The 18,666-nt window shown below is 73.2% G+C and carries 17 protein-coding genes; 9 read left to right on the plus strand and 8 right to left on the minus strand.

Annotation, left to right across the window (positions count from 1 at the left end; all coding sequences use genetic code 11):
- Positions 1 to 17: 17 nt before the first annotated feature.
- On the minus strand, positions 18 to 1,514 hold the full coding sequence (locus tag Actkin_RS02560; protein WP_189208603.1) for a glutamate-cysteine ligase family protein: 1,497 nt from the start codon (positions 1,512 to 1,514) through the stop codon (positions 18 to 20).
- A 176-nt stretch (positions 1,515 to 1,690) separates the two neighbouring features.
- Here Actkin_RS02560 and Actkin_RS02565 point away from each other — a divergent pair, with 176 nt between their 5' ends.
- Positions 1,691 to 2,521 (plus strand): TrmH family RNA methyltransferase, encoded by an 831-nt coding sequence (locus Actkin_RS02565; RefSeq protein WP_258905716.1) that lies wholly within the window; start codon positions 1,691 to 1,693, stop codon positions 2,519 to 2,521.
- Positions 2,499 to 3,062 carry a DUF2537 domain-containing protein gene (locus Actkin_RS02570; protein WP_258905717.1) on the plus strand — a complete coding sequence of 188 codons (564 nt, stop codon included), beginning with the start codon at positions 2,499 to 2,501 and terminating at the stop codon, positions 3,060 to 3,062. The genes Actkin_RS02565 and Actkin_RS02570 overlap by 23 nt, the downstream gene beginning before the upstream one ends.
- Here Actkin_RS02570 and Actkin_RS02575 read toward each other — a convergent pair.
- Positions 3,059 to 4,888 (minus strand): ABC transporter ATP-binding protein, encoded by a 1,830-nt coding sequence (locus tag Actkin_RS02575; protein ID WP_258905718.1) that lies wholly within the window; start codon positions 4,886 to 4,888, stop codon positions 3,059 to 3,061. The genes Actkin_RS02570 and Actkin_RS02575 overlap by 4 nt on opposite strands.
- Positions 4,885 to 6,648 (minus strand): ABC transporter ATP-binding protein, encoded by a 1,764-nt coding sequence (locus tag Actkin_RS02580; protein WP_189208599.1) that lies wholly within the window; start codon positions 6,646 to 6,648, stop codon positions 4,885 to 4,887. The genes Actkin_RS02575 and Actkin_RS02580 overlap by 4 nt, the downstream gene beginning before the upstream one ends.
- A gap of 125 nt (positions 6,649 to 6,773) precedes the next feature.
- Here Actkin_RS02580 and Actkin_RS02585 point away from each other — a divergent pair, with 125 nt between their 5' ends.
- The 3 genes from Actkin_RS02585 to Actkin_RS02595 all read left to right on the plus strand — a co-directional run bounded on the left by Actkin_RS02585 (position 6,774) and on the right by Actkin_RS02595 (position 8,845).
- Positions 6,774 to 7,016, plus strand: a complete 243-nt coding sequence (locus tag Actkin_RS02585; protein ID WP_229786485.1) for a hypothetical protein — start codon at positions 6,774 to 6,776, stop codon at positions 7,014 to 7,016.
- A gap of 66 nt (positions 7,017 to 7,082) precedes the next feature.
- Entirely contained in the window at positions 7,083 to 7,964 is an 882-nt protein-coding gene (locus Actkin_RS02590) for a helix-turn-helix transcriptional regulator (protein ID WP_189208598.1), read from the plus strand.
- Between the two features lie 62 nt (positions 7,965 to 8,026).
- Positions 8,027 to 8,845 carry a dioxygenase family protein gene (locus tag Actkin_RS02595; RefSeq protein WP_189208597.1) on the plus strand — a complete coding sequence of 273 codons (819 nt, stop codon included), beginning with the start codon at positions 8,027 to 8,029 and terminating at the stop codon, positions 8,843 to 8,845.
- Positions 8,846 to 8,997: 152 nt separating this feature from the next.
- On the opposite strand, the gene sepH is transcribed toward Actkin_RS02595, so the two are convergent.
- From sepH to Actkin_RS02615, 4 genes are all read right to left on the minus strand, one after another.
- Positions 8,998 to 10,185: a septation protein SepH gene (gene sepH / locus Actkin_RS02600; RefSeq protein ID WP_258905720.1), complete on the minus strand. Its 1,188-nt coding sequence runs from the start codon at positions 10,183 to 10,185 to the stop codon at positions 8,998 to 9,000.
- Positions 10,186 to 10,357: 172 nt separating this feature from the next.
- Positions 10,358 to 11,494, minus strand: coding sequence for a phosphoserine transaminase (gene serC / locus Actkin_RS02605; protein ID WP_258905721.1), 1,137 nt, complete (start codon positions 11,492 to 11,494; stop codon positions 10,358 to 10,360).
- 73 nt (positions 11,495 to 11,567) lie between these two features.
- Entirely contained in the window at positions 11,568 to 12,929 is a 1,362-nt protein-coding gene (locus Actkin_RS02610) for a serine hydrolase domain-containing protein (protein ID WP_258905722.1), read from the minus strand.
- A 48-nt stretch (positions 12,930 to 12,977) separates the two neighbouring features.
- Positions 12,978 to 14,117 carry a citrate synthase 2 gene (locus Actkin_RS02615; protein WP_189208593.1) on the minus strand — a complete coding sequence of 380 codons (1,140 nt, stop codon included), beginning with the start codon at positions 14,115 to 14,117 and terminating at the stop codon, positions 12,978 to 12,980.
- A gap of 281 nt (positions 14,118 to 14,398) precedes the next feature.
- On the opposite strand from Actkin_RS02615, the gene pdxH reads away from it, so the two are divergent.
- Both pdxH and Actkin_RS02625 read left to right on the plus strand, forming a co-directional pair.
- The gene (pdxH, locus tag Actkin_RS02620; RefSeq protein WP_189208592.1) at positions 14,399 to 15,070 is read left to right on the plus strand and encodes a pyridoxamine 5'-phosphate oxidase; all 672 of its coding nucleotides are present in this window, start codon (positions 14,399 to 14,401) and stop codon (positions 15,068 to 15,070) included.
- A 43-nt stretch (positions 15,071 to 15,113) separates the two neighbouring features.
- Positions 15,114 to 16,388 carry an MFS transporter gene (locus Actkin_RS02625; RefSeq protein ID WP_258905724.1) on the plus strand — a complete coding sequence of 425 codons (1,275 nt, stop codon included), beginning with the start codon at positions 15,114 to 15,116 and terminating at the stop codon, positions 16,386 to 16,388.
- On the opposite strand, the gene Actkin_RS02630 is transcribed toward Actkin_RS02625, so the two are convergent.
- Entirely contained in the window at positions 16,385 to 16,738 is a 354-nt protein-coding gene (locus tag Actkin_RS02630; RefSeq protein WP_229786484.1) for an ArsR/SmtB family transcription factor, read from the minus strand. The two genes, Actkin_RS02625 and Actkin_RS02630, sit on opposite strands and share 4 nt — an antisense overlap.
- A 44-nt stretch (positions 16,739 to 16,782) precedes the next feature.
- On the opposite strand from Actkin_RS02630, the gene Actkin_RS02635 reads away from it, so the two are divergent.
- Together Actkin_RS02635 and Actkin_RS02640 are read left to right on the plus strand one after the other, a co-directional pair.
- Positions 16,783 to 17,718: a cation diffusion facilitator family transporter gene (locus Actkin_RS02635; RefSeq protein WP_258905726.1), complete on the plus strand. Its 936-nt coding sequence runs from the start codon at positions 16,783 to 16,785 to the stop codon at positions 17,716 to 17,718.
- A 70-nt stretch (positions 17,719 to 17,788) separates the two neighbouring features.
- A complete protein-coding gene (locus Actkin_RS02640) occupies positions 17,789 to 18,664 on the plus strand; it encodes an aldose 1-epimerase family protein (protein ID WP_258905727.1) in 876 nt (291 codons plus the stop codon).
- Positions 18,665 to 18,666: the final 2 nt, after the last annotated feature.

The raw sequence follows: 18,666 nt of genomic DNA on the forward strand, positions 1-18,666 counted from the left end.
GCAACCCACTGGCAACACTAGCCGAGCACGGGCCAGGTGTGCACGGGCTCGCCCGCCTCGCTCAGCTCGACGTACCGTCGCAGCATCCCGGCCAGGGCGGCCTCCCGGTCCATCCCGCGCGCCTCCAGCACGGTGACGGTGTCGCGCTGCCACGACGACCCGGTCCGCCGGGCCGTGCAGCGGGCCTCGATGATCCCGAGGTAGCGCTCGCGCGCGCTGTCGGAGACGCCGCAGTCGGCCAGGCCCTCGTGCGCCATCGGCAGCAGCTTGCGCAGCACCAGCTCGTCCGGCGGGACCCAGCCAGCGCCGGGCCAGTACAGCTGGCTGCCGAACGCGTGCCGCGCGCCCGCGTGCAGGTTCTCCTCGGCGGCCTGGAACGACATCTGGGTCCACAACGGATAGTCCTGTGTGGCCAGAGCGCGCTGGGCGCCGTAGAAGAACGCGGCGTTGGCCATCATGTCGGCGACCGTCGGGCCCGCGGGCAGCACGCGGTTCTCCACCCGCAGGTGCGGCAGGTCGTCGCTGACGTCGTACACCGGCCGGTTCCACCGCCAGATCGTGCCGTTGTGCAGGCGCAGCTCGCTCAGCCTCGGCGGACGGCCCCGGTCCAGCGCGTCCAGCGGGTCCTCGTCGTCCACTTCGGGCAGTAAACCGGGGAAATACCGGACGTTCTCCTCGAACAGGTCGAAGATCGAGGTGATCCACCGCTCGCCGAACCACACCCTCGGCCGCACGCCCTGGTTCTTCAACTCCTCCGGACGGGTGTCAGTCGCTTGGAGGAACAACGGGATCCGTGTCTCATGCCACAGCGCCTTGCGCAGCATGAACGGTGAATTGGCGCCGATGGCGACCTGCACGCCAGCGAGGCACTGCGCGGCGTTCCAGTTGGCGGCGAACTCCTCCGGCGGCACCTGCAGGTGCAGCTGCAGCGACGTGCACGCGGCCTCGGCGAGGATCGAGTCCTGCATCCGGCGCAGCTTCTCCGCCCGCCGCCCCGGCAGCGGCGTGCCTTCCATGTGCAGCACCAGTTCCTCGCCCCGGGCGGCGAAGATCTGCTCGTTCAGCCTGCGGTAGCGCGTCTTCTGCGTCAGCCAGCGCACCTCAAGGTGCTCCGGCCGCAGTGTCGGCAGCGTGCCGATGAGCACCAGCCGCGCGCCCGCGTCCAGCGCCTTGAGCGAGGCCCCGGCCAGCGACGCGGTCAGCTCGGACTCCAGCTCGATGGACTGGCTGCCGCCCAGCGGCCGGGGCCGCACGTTGAACTCCAGGTTGTGCTGGCCCAGTTCGAGCGTGTAGCAGGGATCGTCGATCTTCTCCAGGACCGTGGTGTTGAGCATCGCGGGCCCGAGCGTGTCGTCGACGAGGTTGAGCTCGATCTCCATGCCCATCTGCGGCGGCGCGGCGTTGAAGCCGCCCTCGGCCAGCATCCGCCCCAGCGCGTCCAGACACCGGCGCATTTTCGCCCGATAGCGCTGCCGGTCGAGTCCGCCTGGCTCGGTGGCTACGTTCTGGCCCATGACGCCCCTCCCGTCTGTCCGGCTCGTCAGCCGGAACGTGCGCGGGAGGCCAACGTTGGCATAGCCCTCACTTCCTTTCTAGCGCCCAAACTGGTGCCGTCCGTTATGCCGAGGTAACGCAGCGCAAGCGGCGGGGACGCCTGGGCGCGCCCGCCCCGCCGTGCGACACTGCGCGGGTGGCGCAGGTGATCGAGGTGGCGGACCCAGCGGACCCCAGGCTGGACGACTTCCGCGACCTCACGACCGCCGACCGCAGGCCGGACCGGCCCGGCGGGCGCGGCCTGGTGATCGCCGAGGGCGTGGTCGTCGTGCAGCGCCTGCTCGCCTCCCGCTACCCCGTGCGCGCCCTGCTCGGCGTCCCGCGCCGCATCGAGGCGCTGGCTCCGGACCTGGCCGACCGCGACATCCCGGCGTATGCCACGAGCGCGGAGGTGATGGCCGAGACCGTCGGCTTCCACCTGAACCGCGGCGTCCTCGCCGCCGCCGACCGGGCCGCGCCGGTCCCGCTGCCCGACCTGCTGGCCACCGCGCGCACCATCGCCGTCCTGGAGGGCGTGGGCGACCACGAGAACCTGGGCGCGCTGTTCCGCAACGCCGCCGCCCTCGGCGTCGACGCCGTCCTGCTGGGCCCGGGCTGCAGCGACCCGCTGTACCGGCGCAGCGTCCGCGTCTCCATGGGACACGTGCTCGCCGTCCCGTTCGCGCCGCTCGATGACTGGCCAGCGGGGCTGGACCGGCTGCGGGCGGCCGGTTTCCGCGTCCTGGCCCTGACCCCGCGCGCCGACGCGGTCCCGCTGTCCGAAGTCGCCGTCGGCGGCGAGCGGGTGGCGCTGCTGCTGGGCTCGGAGGGCCCCGGCCTGACCGAGGCGGCCATCGCCGCCGCCGACGCCGCCGTGCGCATCCCGATGTCGCGCGCCGTCGACTCGCTCAACGTGGCGACCGCGGGCGCGGTCGCGTTCTACGCACTCACCGAAGGAGCCCGGGGTGGAACTGCGCGCCAGGGATGAGCGGGCCGTGCTCGTCGGCGATGACCGGGAGATCGACCCGGACACCCTGCCGCTGGGCGCGGACCTCACCGCCGATCTGCGGGACTGGGCCAGGGTGGCGGGCGCGGTCGGGCGCACGGAGGCGGAGTCGGCGGCCGCCGTGGTCTCCCGGCGCGGCCGCCAGCTCGCCGCCCGCGTCGCCGAGGCGATGAACACCCAGGTCAGCTACGTCGACCCGCTCTCCGGCGAGGTCGCGGTGCTCGCCCCGCCGGTGACCCAGGAGAAGCAGCCGCCGCCGCCGGAGCCCACGCCGTGGGCCACCGGCCTGCTGGTCGCCGCCTTCGCCTTCACCCTGGTCGTGTTCGCCGTCGGGACGCTGTCGGCCACGCTCGACGAGACGTCCCCGCTGCTCGCGGTGGGCGCCAACGTCGTGGTGACCGCGGGCCTGCTCCCGTCGGTGTGGCTGACCAGGGGCGTGCCGATCTGGCGCTGGGTCGCCCTCGGCGTCGCGGGCGGCATCGGCGCGGGCTGGGTGGCCCTGCCGTTCATCGTCTTCGGCTAGACCAGCGAGTCCCGCCAGCGGGTGTGCAGGGCGGCGAAGCGGCCGGACCCGGCGATGAGGTCGGCGGGGGAGCCGTCCTCGACCACCCGGCCGTCGTCGATCACCAGGACCCGGTCGGCGATCAGCACCGTCGACAGCCGGTGGGCGATGATCAGCGCCGTCCGGTCGGCCAGCACCGACTCCAGCGCGCCCTGCACCGCCCGTTCGGTCGGGATGTCCAGGCTGGACGTGGCCTCGTCCAGCACCAGGACCGTGGGGTCGGCCAGGAACGCGCGGGCGAAGGCCACCATCTGCCGCTGGCCTGCCGAGAGCCTGCCGCCGCGCTTGCGGACGTCGGTGTCGTAGCCGTCGGGCAGGCGCGAGATGAACTCGTGCGCGCCCACCGCCCCGGCCGCCGACTCGACCTCCGCGCGGGTCGCGTCCGGCTTGCCCAGGGCGATGTTGTCGGCGACCGAGCCCGCGAACAGGAAGTTCTCCTGCGTCACCATGACGACCGCCTGGCGCAGGTCGGCGTCGGCGATGTCGGTGAGCGCCACGCCGTCGAGGCGGACCGCGCCCGCCGTGGGGTCGTAGAACCGGGCGACCAGCTTGGCCAGCGTCGACTTGCCCGCCCCGGTCGGGCCGACCAGCGCCACCGTCTGGCCGGACGGGATGGCCAGGTCGAACTCCGGCAGCACCACCGGCCCGGTCGGCGTGTAGCGGAACTCGACGCTGTCGAAGGTGATCGCGCGGCCGAGCGCCGACGGCGGCAGGGCCACCGGCGCGGCGGGCTCGCGCACGTCCGGCTCCTCCTCCAGCACGCCGGAGATCTTCTCCAGCGCCGCCGTGGCCGCCGAGTACGCGTTGGCGAACATCGCCATGTCGTCGAGCGGGTCGTAGAAGCGGCGCAGGTACAGCAGGAACGCGGTGAGCACGCCCAGCTCCAGCCCGCCGCCGACGACCCGCCACGCGCCGATCAGCAGCACCACGGCCAGGCTGATGTTGCCGACCAGCCGCACGGTCATGGTGAAGACCGCGACGACGTCGAGCGCGCGGTGGTTGGCCCTGCGGAAGCTGTCGTTGAGCCCCGCCATGATCGACTCGTTGCGGGCCTCGCGGCGGAACGCCTGCACCGCGCGCATGCCGTTCATCGTCTCCACGAACTGCACGATGATCTTGGCGATCGCGCCCCGGGTGTTGCGGTAGGCGGCGTTGGAGTTGCGGAAGAACCAGCGCGCGGCCAGCAGCAGCGGGATGAACCCGGCCAGCACGAACAGCGCCAGCGGCGCGTCCAGCACCAGCAGCAGCACCGCGATGCCGGTGACCGACAGCGCCGCGGACAGCAGCCCGTCGACGCCGTTCTCCAGCAGGTCGTCCAGGGAGTCGACGTCGCTGGTAAGCCGGGAGATGACCTTCCCGGAGGTGTAGGACTCGTGGAACGACAGGGACAGCCGCTGCGCATGCCGGAAGATCCGCTGCCGCAGGTCGAGCAGCAGGTCCTGGCCGATGCGCCCGGACAGCCGCAGGAACGCGTAGCGCAGCCCGGCCGAGCCCGTCGCCGCCGCCAGGTAGCCGCCCACGCACCAGGCCAGCGTCGTGGCGTCCCCGCCCATGGCCGACGGGATGCCGTTGTCGATGGCCGCGGCGATGAGCAGCGGACCGGCCAGCGAGGCGAGGTTCTCGGCGACGACGAGCACCAGCGCCAGCACGGTCGCGCCCAGGTGCGGGCGGATCAGCTGGCCCAGCAGGGCGCGCGAGCGCTTCTGCAGCCGCAGCGTCGCGCGCTGGGTCAGGTTCTCGGTGTCCTCGGCGGCGACGCCGCGCCACTCCTCTTCCGGCGTGCTCATACGCTCGTCCGTTCGTTGTCCAGAGTGGACAGCAGGGCCCGGTAGGCCGGGTTGGCCGCCAGCAGTTCGGTGTGCGTGCCGACCGCGGTGATGCGGCCGCCCTCCAGCAGCGCGACCCGGTCGGCCAGTTGGACCGTGCTGGGCCGGTGCGCGACGACCAGCGCCGTCACGCCCGAGAGCACGCTGCGCAGCGCGTGCTCGACCTCGGCCTCGGTCTGCACGTCCAGCGCGGACAGCGGGTCGTCGAGCACCAGCACCTTCGGCCTGCCGACGACCGCGCGGGCCAGCGCCAGCCGCTGCCGCTGGCCGCCGGACAGCGACAGGCCCTGCTCGCCGATGCGGGTGTCCAGGCCCCAGGGCAGGCCGTCGACGAACTTCTCCGCCTGCGCGATCCGCAGCGCGGTGCGCACGTCGTCGTCGGAGGCCTCGGGCGCGCCCAGCCGGACGTTCTCGGCGACGCTGGCGGAGAACAGCACCGCCTCCTCGAACGCCGTGGCCACCGCGGTGCGCAGCTCGGCCAGCGGCAGGTCGCGCACGTCCACCCCGTCGACGGTGACGCGTCCCCCGGTCACGTCGGCCAGGCGGGCGACCAGCGCGGTCAGCGTCGTCTTGCCGGAACCGGTGGGGCCGACCAGCGCGACCGTCTCGCCCGGGCGCACCTCCAGGTCCACCCCGGCCAGCACCTCGGCGCCGGAGGGGTAGGCGAAGCGCACGTCCTCGAACCGCAGCAGGCCAGCGCCGTCGGCGGGCAGGTGCTTGGGGGAGTCCGGGTCGGTGATGGTGACCTCGGCGTCGCGGACCTCCCAGTACCGCTCCGCCGCCGTCGCCGTCTGGTTGGTCTCGGCCAGCAGCCAGCCGATCGAGTCCACCGGCCAGCGCAGGAACACCGCGACGGTGATGCCCGCGACCAGCGTGCCGACCGTCATGGTCCCGTTGGCGATGCCGAGCGAGCCGACCAGCAGCTGGGCGGCGATGCCCAGCTCGGGCAGCATGATGATGGCGCCCCACAGCAGCGCGAGCACCCGGACCTTGGCCAGCTCGGTGCCGCGCAGCTCGCGGGCCTGCGCGGCGAAGCGGCGGGCCAGCTCCGGCCCCCGGCCGAACGCCTTGAGCACCCGGATGCCCAGCGCCGACTCCTCGACCGTGGTGGCCAGGTCGCCCTCCTGGTCCTGGGCGCGGCGGGAGAGCACGGAGTACTTCGACTCGAAGCGCGTGCAGATGACGATGAGCGGCAGCGCGCAGGCCAGCGTGATCGCGCCCAGCACCGGGTCGAGGAAGAACAGCACGCCAAGGCCGATGACCATGGTCAGGGTGTTGACCACCAGGAAGATGCCCGCGAACGCGATGAACCGGCGGATCGTCGACAGGTCCGACACCGCGCGCGACAGCAGCTGCCCGGACTGCCACTGGTCGTGGAAGGCGATGGGCAGCCGGTGCAGGTGGGCGTACAGGTCGGCGCGCAGGTTCGCCTCGACCCGGGTGCTCGGCCCGGCGATGAGCCTGCGGCGGGTGAAGAACAGCGCGGCCTCGGTGGCGCCGAGCGCGGCGACCGCGGCCACCAGCCAGACCAGGCCGCCGGTGTCGCCGGTGGCCACCGGCCCGTCCAGGATGCGCTGGATGACCAGCGGGATCGTCAGCCCGCAGATCATCGAGCAGAGCACGGCGACCGCCGAGCCGATGACCCGGCCGCGGACCGGGCGCAGGTAGGGGCCCAGCCGCGCGATCGAGGCCAGGCCGCCGCGTTTCGGTTCGCTCTCCATGTGGCTCCCCCCAGGCAGTCGGCCTTCGACGTTACGCCTGGTCGCGTGCGTCGTCATCCGAGTTTCCGACCTGCACCGCGCTGGAGGTCAAGTGCTCCACTGTGGACAGGGGTTACCCTTGGGGCATGACGCGACCGGAGCCGGTGCGGTTCCTGCGCACCGAACCGACCATGGCCTTCCCGCAGGGGCGCCTGCTGGCACTGCGGGCCGCCCGTCTGCACGTGCTGGCCCCCGACGGCTGGGACAGGCTCGGCAGGGGCAGGCCCGCGGGCGCCGAGTGGGTGACCCGCGAGGAGGCCGAGGACTGGCTGGAGCACGAGGGCTGGGACATCGCCCTGCTCGACGCCGTGCCGCCCGCCGAGAGCTGATCACATCGCGTTCCCAAGACGCCGGGCCCGTGCCATCGTGGATTGGTCTGGACCTTGGGAGGGATGATGCGCGGAACCACGGTGCCGCAGGGAACGCCCTGTCAGGCGCGACGCGAGGGCGTGCTGCCCATGCACCGGCTGGAGGTGTCCGGCGACCTGCCGTTCGCCATCGGCACGTTCGACTCCATCGGCCCGATGTCGCGCGCGGACTTCCCGCACCGGCACACCTTCCACGAGATCGTGCTCGTCACCAGCGGGCGGGGCGCGCACGTGGTCGACCTGGCCCGCTGGGAGCTGCGGCCGCCGCACCTGTGCGTCATCGCCCCCGGCCAGGTGCACCACTGGGACGCGCGCGGCCTCGACGGCCACGTCGTGCTGTTCACCGACGACTTCCTGCTCGACCACCCCGCCGACCGGGGCGTGCTGCGCGCCCTCAGCGGCAGGCCGTGGCTGGACGCCCCCGACGACGCCGTCCGGCTCATCGCCGAGATGCACGCCGAGTACCAGGCGGGGGCCGAGGGCTCGGACACGGTGCTGCGCTCCCTGCTGCACGTGCTGGTGGTGCGCGCCGCCCGGGCCGCCAGGGTGGCCCCGCCCGCCCGCACCGGCTCGGTCGCCGAGGAGTTCGCCCGGCTGCGCGCGGGCTCGCAGCTGTGGTCCGTGCGCGCCTACGCCGAGCGCATCGGCGTGACGCCGGGGCACCTGACGCAGGCGGTGAAGGCCGCGACCGGGCGACCGGCGTCGGAACTGGTCCGCGAGACCCGGGTCCACGAGGCGAAGCGGCTGCTCGCCCGCACCGACCTCACCGTGCGGCAGGTCGCCGCCCGGGTCGGGTTCGGCGACCCGGCGTACTTCTGCCGGTTCTTCCGCCGCGAGACCGGATGCAGCCCCGGTGACTTCCGACGTGGGAACGGCACCCACGGTTTTCACCACGACCAGCCGGGTTAGTCCATCGTCGCGCCCTGGCCGGGTTCGTAGTTTCGGGAGCAAGTCCCGAACAAGGAGTCGGAATGGAAGACCGCAATCTCAGCCGCAAGACGGTGCTGCGCGCCGCCCTGGCCGCGGGCGTCGCCGTGCCAGCGGCGTTCGTCGCGGCCCCCGCGCTGGCCCGTACCCTGCCGGACGGCGCGACCCCCGAACCCACCCCGATGTGCGACGACGGCGACGACCCGACGCCGCCGCAGATGGAGGGCCCCTACTTCAAGCCGAACTCGCCCAGGCGCAACTCGATGGTCAGCGACGGCGCGGGCACCCGGCTCACCGTCAGCGGCTACGTCTTCGGCCTGGCCTGCCAGCCGATCGCCAACGTCCTCCTGGACTTCTGGCAGGCCGACAACGCGGGCGCGTACGACAACGTCACCTACCGCTTCCGCGGCCACCAGTTCACCGACGCCAACGGCGCCTTCCACCTGACCACGATCGTGCCGGGCCTCTACCCGGGGCGCACGCGGCACATCCACGTGAAGGCGCAGGCGCCGGGCAGGCCGATCCTGACCACGCAGCTGTACTTCCCGGGCGAGCCGCGCAACAACACGGACTCGCTGTTCGACCCCCGGCTGCTGATGAACGTCCGCAACGCGGGCGGCGGGCGGGAGGCGACGTTCGACTTCGTCCTGAACGTCCAGCAGACGCCGACCACGGGCCCGACGACCAGGCCCACGACCACGACGTCGAACCCGCCCGGCGGCGGCACGTGGGCGGTGGGTACGGCGTACTCCGCAGGCGCCCGGGTCACCTACGGCGGCAGCGGCTACGTGTGCCTCCAGGCCCACACCGCCCAGCCCGGCTGGGAGCCCCCGAACGTCCCCGCCCTCTGGCGCGTGGGCTGACCTTCAGATGATCAGACCATATGACGTCATCATCCCGATGATGACGTCATATGGTCACAACATCCGGAGGATGCGAGCATCGGATGACGCGAACGGCGCGGTTGGGATGATGTCGTCATCCCAACCGCGCCGGTGTCGTCGGTGCGGTGTCGTCAGCCGCGGTTGGACCGGGTGCCGAGCAGGACGTCCTCCCACGAGGGGACGATCGGGCGGTTCTTCTTGCCCTTGGCCCGGCGCGGGGGCTCGGCCTTGCGCGCGGGCTCGTCGATCAACGCGGTCTGGTCGGCCGCCGCGGGGTCGACCGGGGCCGTCAGCTCGAAGTCCTCGACGAAGTCCTGGTGCTCGCGGGCCGCCGGGTCGATCCCGTCCGGCTCGGCCGCTGCGGGCTCGACCACGGAGGCCGCGGACTCCTGCGCTGCGGGCTCGGCCGCCTCGGGCTCGCCTGCCAGCGGCTCGGCCGGGTACGCCTCACGCGCGGCAGGGGCGCGCACCGGCGCCTCGGGCCGGACCACGGGGGCGACCGGCGGCTCGGGCCGCATCACCGGGGCGACCGGCGCCTCCGGCCGGGTCACCGGGGCGACCGGCGGCTCCGGCCGGGTCACCGGGGCCACCGGCAGGTCGCTGACCTCGATCGAGGCGGCCTCGATGGACGCCGCCTCGATCGCCGCGGGCTCCGGGCGTGGCGGCAGCAGCGCAGGGTCGATGTTCAGCGCCGCCTGGGCCAGTTCCGTCACCGGCCGCACCGTGCGCAGCGGACGGGCGGGCTGGGGGTCCAGCAGGTCGTGGGCGTGCTCGTCCAGCGGCTGGACCGTGCCGCCGTGGGCGCCGGGGTGGAACGCCCAGTGGGCGCGGTTGACCGACCGGCCCGCCTGCCAGCACAGCTGCACGATCCACTTGCCGTCCTCGCCGCGCCAGGAGTCCCACACCGCCGCCGTGTAGTCCTGGCCGCGGAGGGTGAAGGCGTGCAGGCAGATCTCACCCAGGGTCTGCAGGTCGGGCCCGTCCTCGCGGACCGGGTGGGCGCGCTGGGCCAGCTCAGCGGTGCGCGAGCGCTCCAGCAGCACGGGGTAGGCGAACCGCTCGACCTTGGCGGTGGGGATGCCCGCTGCCTCGGCGACCTGTTCGACGGACTCGCCCGCGCGGATGCGGGCCTGGATCTCGCGAGGACGCATCTGGCTCTCCAGCTCGATCTCGATCTGGCCGAGTCGGGTGACGTCCCCGCGGGCCGCCGCTCGCAGCCGCTCGTCGGCCGGGAGCGTGAAGCGCTCACCGCGCGCCGGGTCCTCGCAGATGACGGTCTTGCCGCCATCGGCGAGTCCGACGACCCGCAGCGCGCGCATCGCGACCCTCCCGTACGACGTGAGCAGACATCACTCGTCAGCGTCCCACGGTAAATCGGCGAAGTGCCCTGACGCGCTAGGCGCGCCGCGATCCCCGTGACATCCTCTTGTGATCTTGCCGTATCCGCCGCCCCGCCCGCACCCCCTAATGGGGGCACGGGCAGGGGGAATATCAAGCGACGCGCTCGACGATCCAGTCGATCGCCCGGGTGAGGGTGGTCACATCGGCGGGCTCGATGGCCGGGAACATGGCCACCCGCAGCTGGTTGCGGCCGAGCTTGCGGTAGGGCTCGACATCGACGACGCCGTTCGCCCGCAGCACCTTGGCCACGGTCGCGGCGTCCACCGAGTCGGCGAAGTCGATGGTGCCCACGACCTGCGAGCGGTGCGCGGGGTCGGCCACGTACGGCGAGGTGTACTCGGTCTTCTCGGCCCAGCCGTACAGCCGGTCGGACGAGTCCTTGGTCCGGGCGACGGTCCACTCCAGGCCGCCTTGCGCCAGCATCCAGTCGATCTGCTCGGCCAGCAGGAACAGCGTCGACACCGCGGGGGTGTTGTACGTCTGATCCTTGAGGGAGTTGTCCAGCGCGACGGGCAGCGACAGGAACTCCGGCACCCACCGGTCCGACGCGCCGATCTCGGCGACGCGCTCCAGCGCGGCCGGGCTCATCAGCGCCAGCCAAAGCCCGCCGTCGGAGGCGAAGCACTTCTGCGGGGCGAAGTAGTAGACGTCGAAGTCCTCGGCCTTCACCGGCAGCCCGCCCGCGCCCGAGGTGGCGTCGACGGCCACGAGCGCGCCGTCGGAGCCTGCGGGCCGCGACACCGGGACGGCCACGCCGGTCGAGGTCTCGTTGTGCGCCCAGCCGACCAGGTCGGCGCCCTCGGTGTGGGTGATCGCCGGGGCGCTCCCCGGGTCGGCGGAGACCACGATCGGGTCGGCCAGGAACGGCGCGCCCTTGGCGACCTTGGCGAACTTCGCGGAGAACTCGCCGTAGGTGAAGTGCTGGGACCGCTCGCGCACCAGGCCGAACGCCGCGGCGTCCCAGAACGCGGTGGTGCCGCCGTTGCCGAGGACGACCTCGTAGCCCTCCGGCAGCGAGAACAGCTCGCGCAGGCCCGCGCGCACCCGGCCGACCAGGGACTTCACCGGCTTCTGCCGGTGCGAGGTGCCCAGCAGCCGCGCGCCCTCCGAGGCCAACGCCGCCACCTGCTCGGGGCGGACCTTGGACGGTCCGCAGCCGAAGCGGCCGTCGGACGGGCGCAGCTCGGCGGGCAGCTCCAGGGTGCTCGGGTCGGCGGTCTGGGTCATCGTGGCGCCTTTCGCATGCGATGTACTGGTCACCCCGGCGACGTTGGCGGCGGCGGTGACCAGTCTCGCACCTCTAGCTGATGCCCGACCGCCAGCCCTTCTCGTCCACCCCGCCGGGGATGGCGTCCGGCGTCCCATACGGCTCCCGGGTGAAGATGAAGGTCGCCAGGTCGAAGTGCGACGGAGCGCCCTCGGCGTCGCGGTGCAGTTCCAGCGTCTCGCCCGCGTAGTAGCCGTCCAGGCCCGTCCACCTGTCGGGACCGGCCGGGCGGAACCGCGACTGGCGGCCCCGGCCGGTCACCGGCGCGAGGTTGAGCCAGCGGTCGGGGAGCAGCTTGAGCACGTACGGCGTCGGGCCCCAGTGCCAGAGGCCGGTCAGCGCCAGCAGCGCGGGGTCGTGGTCGGCCATCGGCGACCACTCGGCGGGCAGCGCGGGCTCGTGCTGCTCGATGATGTTGATCAGGTCGAGGGCCACCGTGCTGACCGCGACGCCCGAGGTGGAGTTGGCGGTGACGAACGCGCCGGTCCCGGTGCGCTCGTCGGCCAGGACCATCGCCAGGAAGCCGGGCATCGACCCGCCGTGCCCGGCCAGCCGCCGCCCGCCGACGCGCAGGACCTGCAGGCCGAGGCCGTAGCCGGCGGTCCACTCGTCGGCGTCGTCGATGTGCGCGGGCTCGCGCATCTCGGCCACGGTGTCCGGGTGCAGCACGCCGCCGCTGTCGCCCGCGATCAGGCGGGTCCACCTGGCCAGGTCGTTCGGCGTGGACCAGAGCTGGCCCGCTGGCGCCATCGCCACCGCGTCCGGGGTCGGCTCGGGCAGCAGCACGTCGGCGAACGGGTGCACGGCCCAGCCCGGCGCGGCGGGGGCCTGCGGCATCGGGGTCGTGCGGGTCATCTCCAGCGGCCGCAGGATCTCCGCCTCCAGCGCTTCCAACCAGGAGCACCCGCGCACCCGGGCCACGAGCTCGCCGAGCACGCCGTATCCCACGTTCGTGTAGTGGAACCGCGCGCCGGAGCGGTGCCGCAGCGCGTTCTCGGCCAGGCTCTGCTCCAGCGACCGCCAGTCGGCCCCCGGCGCCCGCTCCCACCACGCCCCCGGCGACTCCGAGGTCAGGCCCGCCGTGTGCGCGAGCAGCTGGGCGATGGTGACCTCGCCGAACGACGTGCCGGGCACGTGCTTGTCGAGCGGGTCGTTGAGGTCGAGCCTGCCCTCGTCGCGCAGCCGCATGACCAGCACCGCCACGAAGGTCTTGGTGATCGACCCGATCCGGTACTGCGTGTCGGCCGACGGGGCCAGCCCGTCGACCTTCCCGCGCGCGCCGAACCAGGCAAGCCCGCCGTCGCGCACGACACCGGCGGTGACGGAGGGCGCGCGGCTCTCGGCCTGCTCGACCGCGACGCGGCGCAGCAGGGCGTGTTCAGTGGTCTGCAGCATGGGAGGAATTGTCGGTCATAAAGCAATCCGATAAGACCGACGGCCTTTCTATGAAAGCGGGGTGACGGCGGCCCAGCCGTCGACCTGGTCCGGGGTGCGCGGGCCGGGGCCGACGTAGGACGCGGCCGGGCGGACGAGCCTGCCCGTGCGCTTCTGCTCCATGATGTGCGCGCACCAGCCCGCCGTGCGGGCGCAGGTGAACATCGCGGGCATCATGTGCGGCGGAACCTCGGCGAAGTCCAGGATCACCGCGGCCCAGAACTCCACATTGGTCTCGATGGCCCGGTCGGGGCGGCGCTCGCGCAGTTCGGCGAGGGCGGCCTGCTCCAGCGCGGCGGCCACCTCGTAGCGGCGCGCGCCGAGTTCCTGGCAGGTGCGGCGCAGCACGCGGGCACGCGGGTCCTCGGCCCGGTACACCCGGTGCCCGAAGCCCATCAGCCGCTCGCCGCGGTCGAGGATGCCGCGCACGACCGCGCGGGCGTCGCCGGTGCGCTCGACGGCGTCGATCATCGGCAGCACGCGCGCGGGCGCGCCGCCGTGCAGCGGGCCGGACATCGCGCCGATCGCGCCGGACAGCGACGCGGCGACGTCCGCTCCGGTCGAGGCGATCACGCGGGCGGTGAAGGTGGAGGCGTTGAGGCCGTGCTCGGCGGCGGACACCCAGTAGGCGTCGACGGCCTTCACGTGGGCGGGGTCGGGCTCGCCGCGCCATCGGGTCATGAAGCGCTCGGTGATGGTGCGGCACTGGTCGACCCGCCGCTGCGGCACCGCGGGCTGGTGGATGCCGCGCGCGGACTGCGCCACATAGGACAGGGCCATGACCGACGCGCGGGCGAGCTGGTCGCGGGCCTCGTCGTCGGTGATGTCCAGCAGCGGCTGGTAGCCCCAGATCGGGGCCAGCATGGCCAGGCCAGCCTGGACGTCCACCCGGACGTCGCCGGAGTGGACCGGGATGGGGAACGGCTCGGCGGGCGGGAGGCCGGAGCCGAAGCGGCCGTCGACCAGCAGCGCCCACACGTCACCGAACGTGACGCGGCCCGCGAGGTCCTCGATGTCCACTCCGCGGTAGCGCAGCGCGCCGCCGTCGCGGTCGGGTTCGGCGATCTCCGTGCGGAAGGCGATCACGCCCTCCAGCCCCGGACGGAAGCCGTCGTCCGCTTTGGGTTCGGTGTGCACCGCACTGTGCATGGGTCCGCCTTTCGCGCCAAGCCCCGACTGTGCTCGCGCGGTTCCCGCCCATACCAGGGTCGCCGAAGGCGGCTCCGCACGGCTGCCGAACACCTTGCTCCCCGCGCGTGAGGTTAGCAATCGTTCACGCAGGTGTCTTCGGTCACGATCCAGTGGAACGATCCAGCTCCCCCCGGTCGGGGGAGGTGGGCGGTGTCACCGTCTGGGCGGTTTCCGTTCACCTGGAATACCCGTACCGTCGGCCGCACGTGTGGTGACCCCCCACCTGGATGGAGAAGCCGATGGCGGACGGCCCTGACGTAGCGGACATCACGCTGGAACTGCCGAGCATGCGCGTCTCGTACGAGACCGGAGCGCTGAGCGAGGCCGAGCTCGCCGACACCTGGCACGAGCAGTTGCAGCTCTGGCTGGACGAGGCCAAGCGGGCCGGGCTGGCCGAGCCGAACGCGATGGTGCTCGCCACCGCGGGGGCCGATGGGATGCCGTCGTCACGGACCGTGCTCGCCAAGGGCCTCGACGCCCGGGGTCTTGTCTTCTTCACCAACTACACCTCCGCCAAGAGCCACGACCTGATGGCGGCGCGCTACGCATCGGCGACGTTCCCCTGGTACGGCCTGCACCGCCAGGCGACCGTGCGCGGGACCGTCGAGAAGGTCAGCGCCGCGGAGACCGCCGCCTACTGGGCCAAGCGCCCGCGCGGCTCGCAGCTGGGCGCTTGGGCGTCTCCGCAGTCGATCGTGGTCAGCGGCCGCCCCGCGCTGGAGGCCGCGCTGGCCAATGTGGAGCGCCGCTTCGCCGACGCCGAGACCGTGCCGGTGCCGCCGCACTGGGGCGGCTGGCGCATCCAGCCCGAGGTCGTCGAGTTCTGGCAGGGCCGCCGCGACCGCATGCACGACCGGCTGCGCTTCAAGCTGACCCGCGACGGCTGGAAGGTCGAGCGGCTCGGGCCCTAAATCACAGGCGGACAGGTCGTTAGCTGACCTAAGCTAACGACCTGTGACCCTGAAAGAGCGCCCGCGCGGTTTCCTCGGCAGGGCGCTGATTGATACGCGCCCGCTGCGCATCCGGGACTACCGCAGGCTGTGGATGTCCACCGCGATCACCGCGGTGGGCAGCCAGCTCACCGCCGTCGCGGTGCCCAAGCAGATCTACGACCTCACCGGGTCCTCGGCGTGGGTCGGGCTCACCGGCGCGGTCGGGCTCGTGCCGCTGCTGGTGTTCGGCCTCTGGGGCGGGGCCATCGCCGACGCGTTCGACCGGCGGCGGGTGCTCATCATCAGCAACACCGGCGTCGCCGTGACCTCGGGCCTGTTCTGGTTGCAGGCGTTCGTGGGCATGGACTCGGTGTGGGTCGTGCTCGCGCTGCTGGGACTGCAACAGGCGTTCGTCGCGGTCAACATGCCCACGCGCAGCGCCGCCGTGGCGCGGCTGGTCCCGCCGGAGCTGCTGCCGCCCGCGAACGCGCTGAGCTTCACCACGTTCACCTTCGGCATGGTGTTCGGCCCGCTGGCCGCTGGCGCGCTGATCCCGCTGCTCGGACTGTCCACTTTGTACTTGATCGACAGTGTCGCGCTCGTGCTGGCGCTGGTGATGGTGTGCCTGCTGCCGCCGATCGAGCCGGGCGAGGGCGCGTCGCGGCGGGCGGGGCTGCGCGACATCGCCGACGGCTTCCGCTACCTCAGCGCGCGCAAGCTGCTGCTGGTCAGCTTCCTGGTCGACGTCATCGCGATGGTCGCTGGCATGCCCCGCGCGCTGTTCCCGGAGATGGCCGAGCGGGTCTTCGGCGACCCGCCCGGCGGCGGGCTGGCGCTGGGCTGGCTGTTCGCCGCGATCCCGCTGGGCTCGGCGCTGTTCGGCCTGTTCTCCGGCTGGTTCTCCCGGCTGACCCGGCAGGGCGCGGTGATCACGGTCGCGATCATCGCGTGGGGACTGTCGGTCGCCGCGTTCGGACTGACGTCCTCGCTGTGGCTCGCCGCGGTGTTCCTGGCCCTGGGCGGCGGCGCGGACCTGATCAGCGCCGTGCACCGCAGCTCGATGCTGCAGACCGAGGCCACCGACGAGATGCGCGGGCGCATGCAGGGCGTGTTCACCGTGGTCGTCGCGGGCGGCCCGCGCATCGCCGACCTGCTGCACGGCTGGGGCGGCGCGGCCGTCGGCCCGGCGCTCGCGGCGACCGCGGGCGGCGTGCTCACCGTGGTGCTGACCGTGGTGGCGGTGGCGGCCGTGCCCTCGTTCTGGCGGTACCGGTTCGACCCGGAGAAGGTCGCCTAGTCGTCGTCGGGCAGGCCGGAGGTCTCGTGGTCGGCCCGGAACAGGGCCTCGTCGAGCAGCCTGCGCAGGTGCGAGCCGCGGGCGCGGTAGAACACCCTGCGCCCCTCCTTGCGGGTCGCGACGAGCCCGGCGAGCCGCAGCTTGGTCAGGTGCTGGCTGGCGCTGGTCGGCCCGACCCCGGCCAGGTCGGCCAGCGTCGTGACGTCCCGCTCGCCGCCGTCGCGCAGCGCCCACAGGATGCGCAGCCGGGTCGCGTCCGACAGCATCGCGAACACGCCCACCGCCGTGTCCACCTGGTCGTCGGTGGGCTCGCCGGTCCGCGCGTGGTGGTCCCTCGATGCCGAGTGCACAACACCTTCACAATCGACTAGGTATGCAGGTATCGTCCCTGCCCATGGGACATGGCCACGGGCACGGACACGGGCATGGGCACGATCGCACCGATCCGGCCCTGGAGACCAGTCGGCGCGGCATGCGGGCGCTGAAGGTCTCCTTCGCCGTGCTGCTGGCCACGGCGCTGGCGCAGGCGGCGCTGGTGGTCGTCACCGACTCGGTCGCCCTGCTCGGCGACACCCTCCACAACCTCGCCGACGCGCTGACGGCGCTGCCGCTCGCGGTCGCGTTCCTGCTGGGCAGGCGGGCCGCGACCAAGCGCTTCACCTACGGCCTCGGCCGCGCGGAGGACCTCGCCGGGCTGGTCGTGGTCGGCCTGATCGCCGCGTCCGCCGTCGCCGCGGGCTACCAGGCGGTGGCGCGCGTCCTGGACCCGCGCCCGGTCGAGCACCTGCCGCTGCTGGCCGTGGCCGGGGTCGTCGGCTTCCTCGGCAACGAGTGGGTCGCCCGCTACCGCATCCGGGTCGGGCGGGAGATCGGCTCGGCCGCGCTGGTCGCCGACGGCCTGCACGCCCGCACGGACGGGTTCACCAGCCTTGCCGTGGTCGGCGCGGCGCTCGGCGCGTGGCTGGGCATCCCGTACGCGGACCCGGTCATCGGCATGGGCATGGCCGTGCTCATCGCGATGGTGCTGCGCGAGGCCGCCCGCGAGGTGTTCGCCCGCCTCCTCGACGGCGTCGACCCGGCCATGGTGGAGCGCGCCGAGGTCGCCCTGGCCACCGCGCCGGGCGTGCGCGGCGTGGACTCCGTCCGGCTGCGGTGGGTCGGGCACCGCCAGTTCGCCGAGGCCGTGATCGTCACCGACGACGACGCCACCCTGGTGGCCGCGCACGCGATCGCCGTCACCGCCGAGCACCGCCTCCGCGACGCGCTCCCGCGCCTGGACGGGGTGACCCTGCACGTCGACCCGCTCTCCTGCGCCGGGCCGCACCGTTAACCCGAAAAGGTTGCGCTGCCTGGGAAAACCGGACGTGATCACCGTAATGTGTCGGCACATGGACGCACCCATGGGCGAGCAGCTTGTGATCACCCGCGACGACGCGCGGGCCGTCGTCACCACCCGAGGCGCGACGCTGCGGGAGTTCTCCGTCGCGGGGGTCGGCTACACCGAGACGTTCCCCGAGGACGCGACGCCGCCGCTGGGGTCGGGGTCGGTGCTGGTGCCCTGGCCCAACCGGGTCGCGGGCGCGCGGTGGCGCGGCGGTGAGCTGGAGGTCACCGAGCCCGCCCGGGGCAACGCGATCCACGGCCTGGTGCGGCACGAGGAGTGGACCGTCGTCGGGCACACGGCGTCGTCTGTGCGCCTGGAGGTGGCGGTGGGGGAGCGGCCCGGCTGGCCGTACCCGTTCCGCACGGCGATCATGTACGCGTTGGACGAGCACGGGTTGCGCGTCACGCACGACGTGGTCAACACCGGGACCGAGACCATGCCGTTCGGGGTCGGCACGCACCCGTACCCCCGGCCGGGCAAGTCCGACGCCGACACGTGCGTGCTCAAGCTCGCCGCCACCACCCACCTGCCGCTGGACCCCGAGCGCATGGTGCCGGTGACCGGCGAGGAGCCGATCGACCCCGCCCTGGCCGAGGGCGCCGAGCTGCGGACGCTGCGGCTCGACGACGCGTTCGGCGGCTGCGTGCCCGACGCGGACGGCGTCGTCCGCCACTGGCTGCGCGGCGACGACGGCGGCGTGCTGGTCTGGGCCGAGCCGGTGTTCGGCTGGGTGCAGGTGTTCACCCCGCCGGAGTTCCCCGGCGCGGACGGCCGCGCGGTGGCCGTCGAGCCGATGACCTGCCCGCCGGACGCGCTCAACTCCGGCGTGGACCTGATCGAGATCGGGCCGGGGGACACCTGGACCGGGACCTGGGGTATTTCGCCTTGCTAAGG

The organism is Actinokineospora sp. UTMC 2448 (assembly GCF_024760565.1).
Lineage (GTDB): Bacteria > Actinomycetota > Actinomycetes > Mycobacteriales > Pseudonocardiaceae > Actinokineospora > Actinokineospora fastidiosa.

What these genes read in the sequence shown, in the direction of transcription:
- Actkin_RS02560 (WP_189208603.1), bottom strand. Translation starts at nt 1,514, where the DNA reads ATGGGCCAGAACGTAGCCACCGAGCCAGGCGGACTCGACCGGCAGCGC.
- Actkin_RS02575 (WP_258905718.1), bottom strand. Translation starts at nt 4,888, where the DNA reads ATGAGCACGCCGGAAGAGGAGTGGCGCGGCGTCGCCGCCGAGGACACC.
- Actkin_RS02580 (WP_189208599.1), bottom strand. Translation starts at nt 6,648, where the DNA reads ATGGAGAGCGAACCGAAACGCGGCGGCCTGGCCTCGATCGCGCGGCTG.
- Actkin_RS02585 (WP_229786485.1), top strand. Translation starts at nt 6,774, where the DNA reads ATGACGCGACCGGAGCCGGTGCGGTTCCTGCGCACCGAACCGACCATG.
- Actkin_RS02590 (WP_189208598.1), top strand. Translation starts at nt 7,083, where the DNA reads ATGCGCGGAACCACGGTGCCGCAGGGAACGCCCTGTCAGGCGCGACGC.
- Actkin_RS02595 (WP_189208597.1), top strand. Translation starts at nt 8,027, where the DNA reads ATGGAAGACCGCAATCTCAGCCGCAAGACGGTGCTGCGCGCCGCCCTG.
- sepH (WP_258905720.1), bottom strand. Translation starts at nt 10,185, where the DNA reads ATGCGCGCGCTGCGGGTCGTCGGACTCGCCGATGGCGGCAAGACCGTC.
- serC (WP_258905721.1), bottom strand. Translation starts at nt 11,494, where the DNA reads ATGACCCAGACCGCCGACCCGAGCACCCTGGAGCTGCCCGCCGAGCTG.
- Actkin_RS02610 (WP_258905722.1), bottom strand. Translation starts at nt 12,929, where the DNA reads ATGCTGCAGACCACTGAACACGCCCTGCTGCGCCGCGTCGCGGTCGAG.
- Actkin_RS02615 (WP_189208593.1), bottom strand. Translation starts at nt 14,117, where the DNA reads ATGCACAGTGCGGTGCACACCGAACCCAAAGCGGACGACGGCTTCCGT.
- pdxH (WP_189208592.1), top strand. Translation starts at nt 14,399, where the DNA reads ATGGCGGACGGCCCTGACGTAGCGGACATCACGCTGGAACTGCCGAGC.
- Actkin_RS02635 (WP_258905726.1), top strand. Translation starts at nt 16,783, where the DNA reads ATGGGACATGGCCACGGGCACGGACACGGGCATGGGCACGATCGCACC.
- Actkin_RS02640 (WP_258905727.1), top strand. Translation starts at nt 17,789, where the DNA reads ATGGGCGAGCAGCTTGTGATCACCCGCGACGACGCGCGGGCCGTCGTC.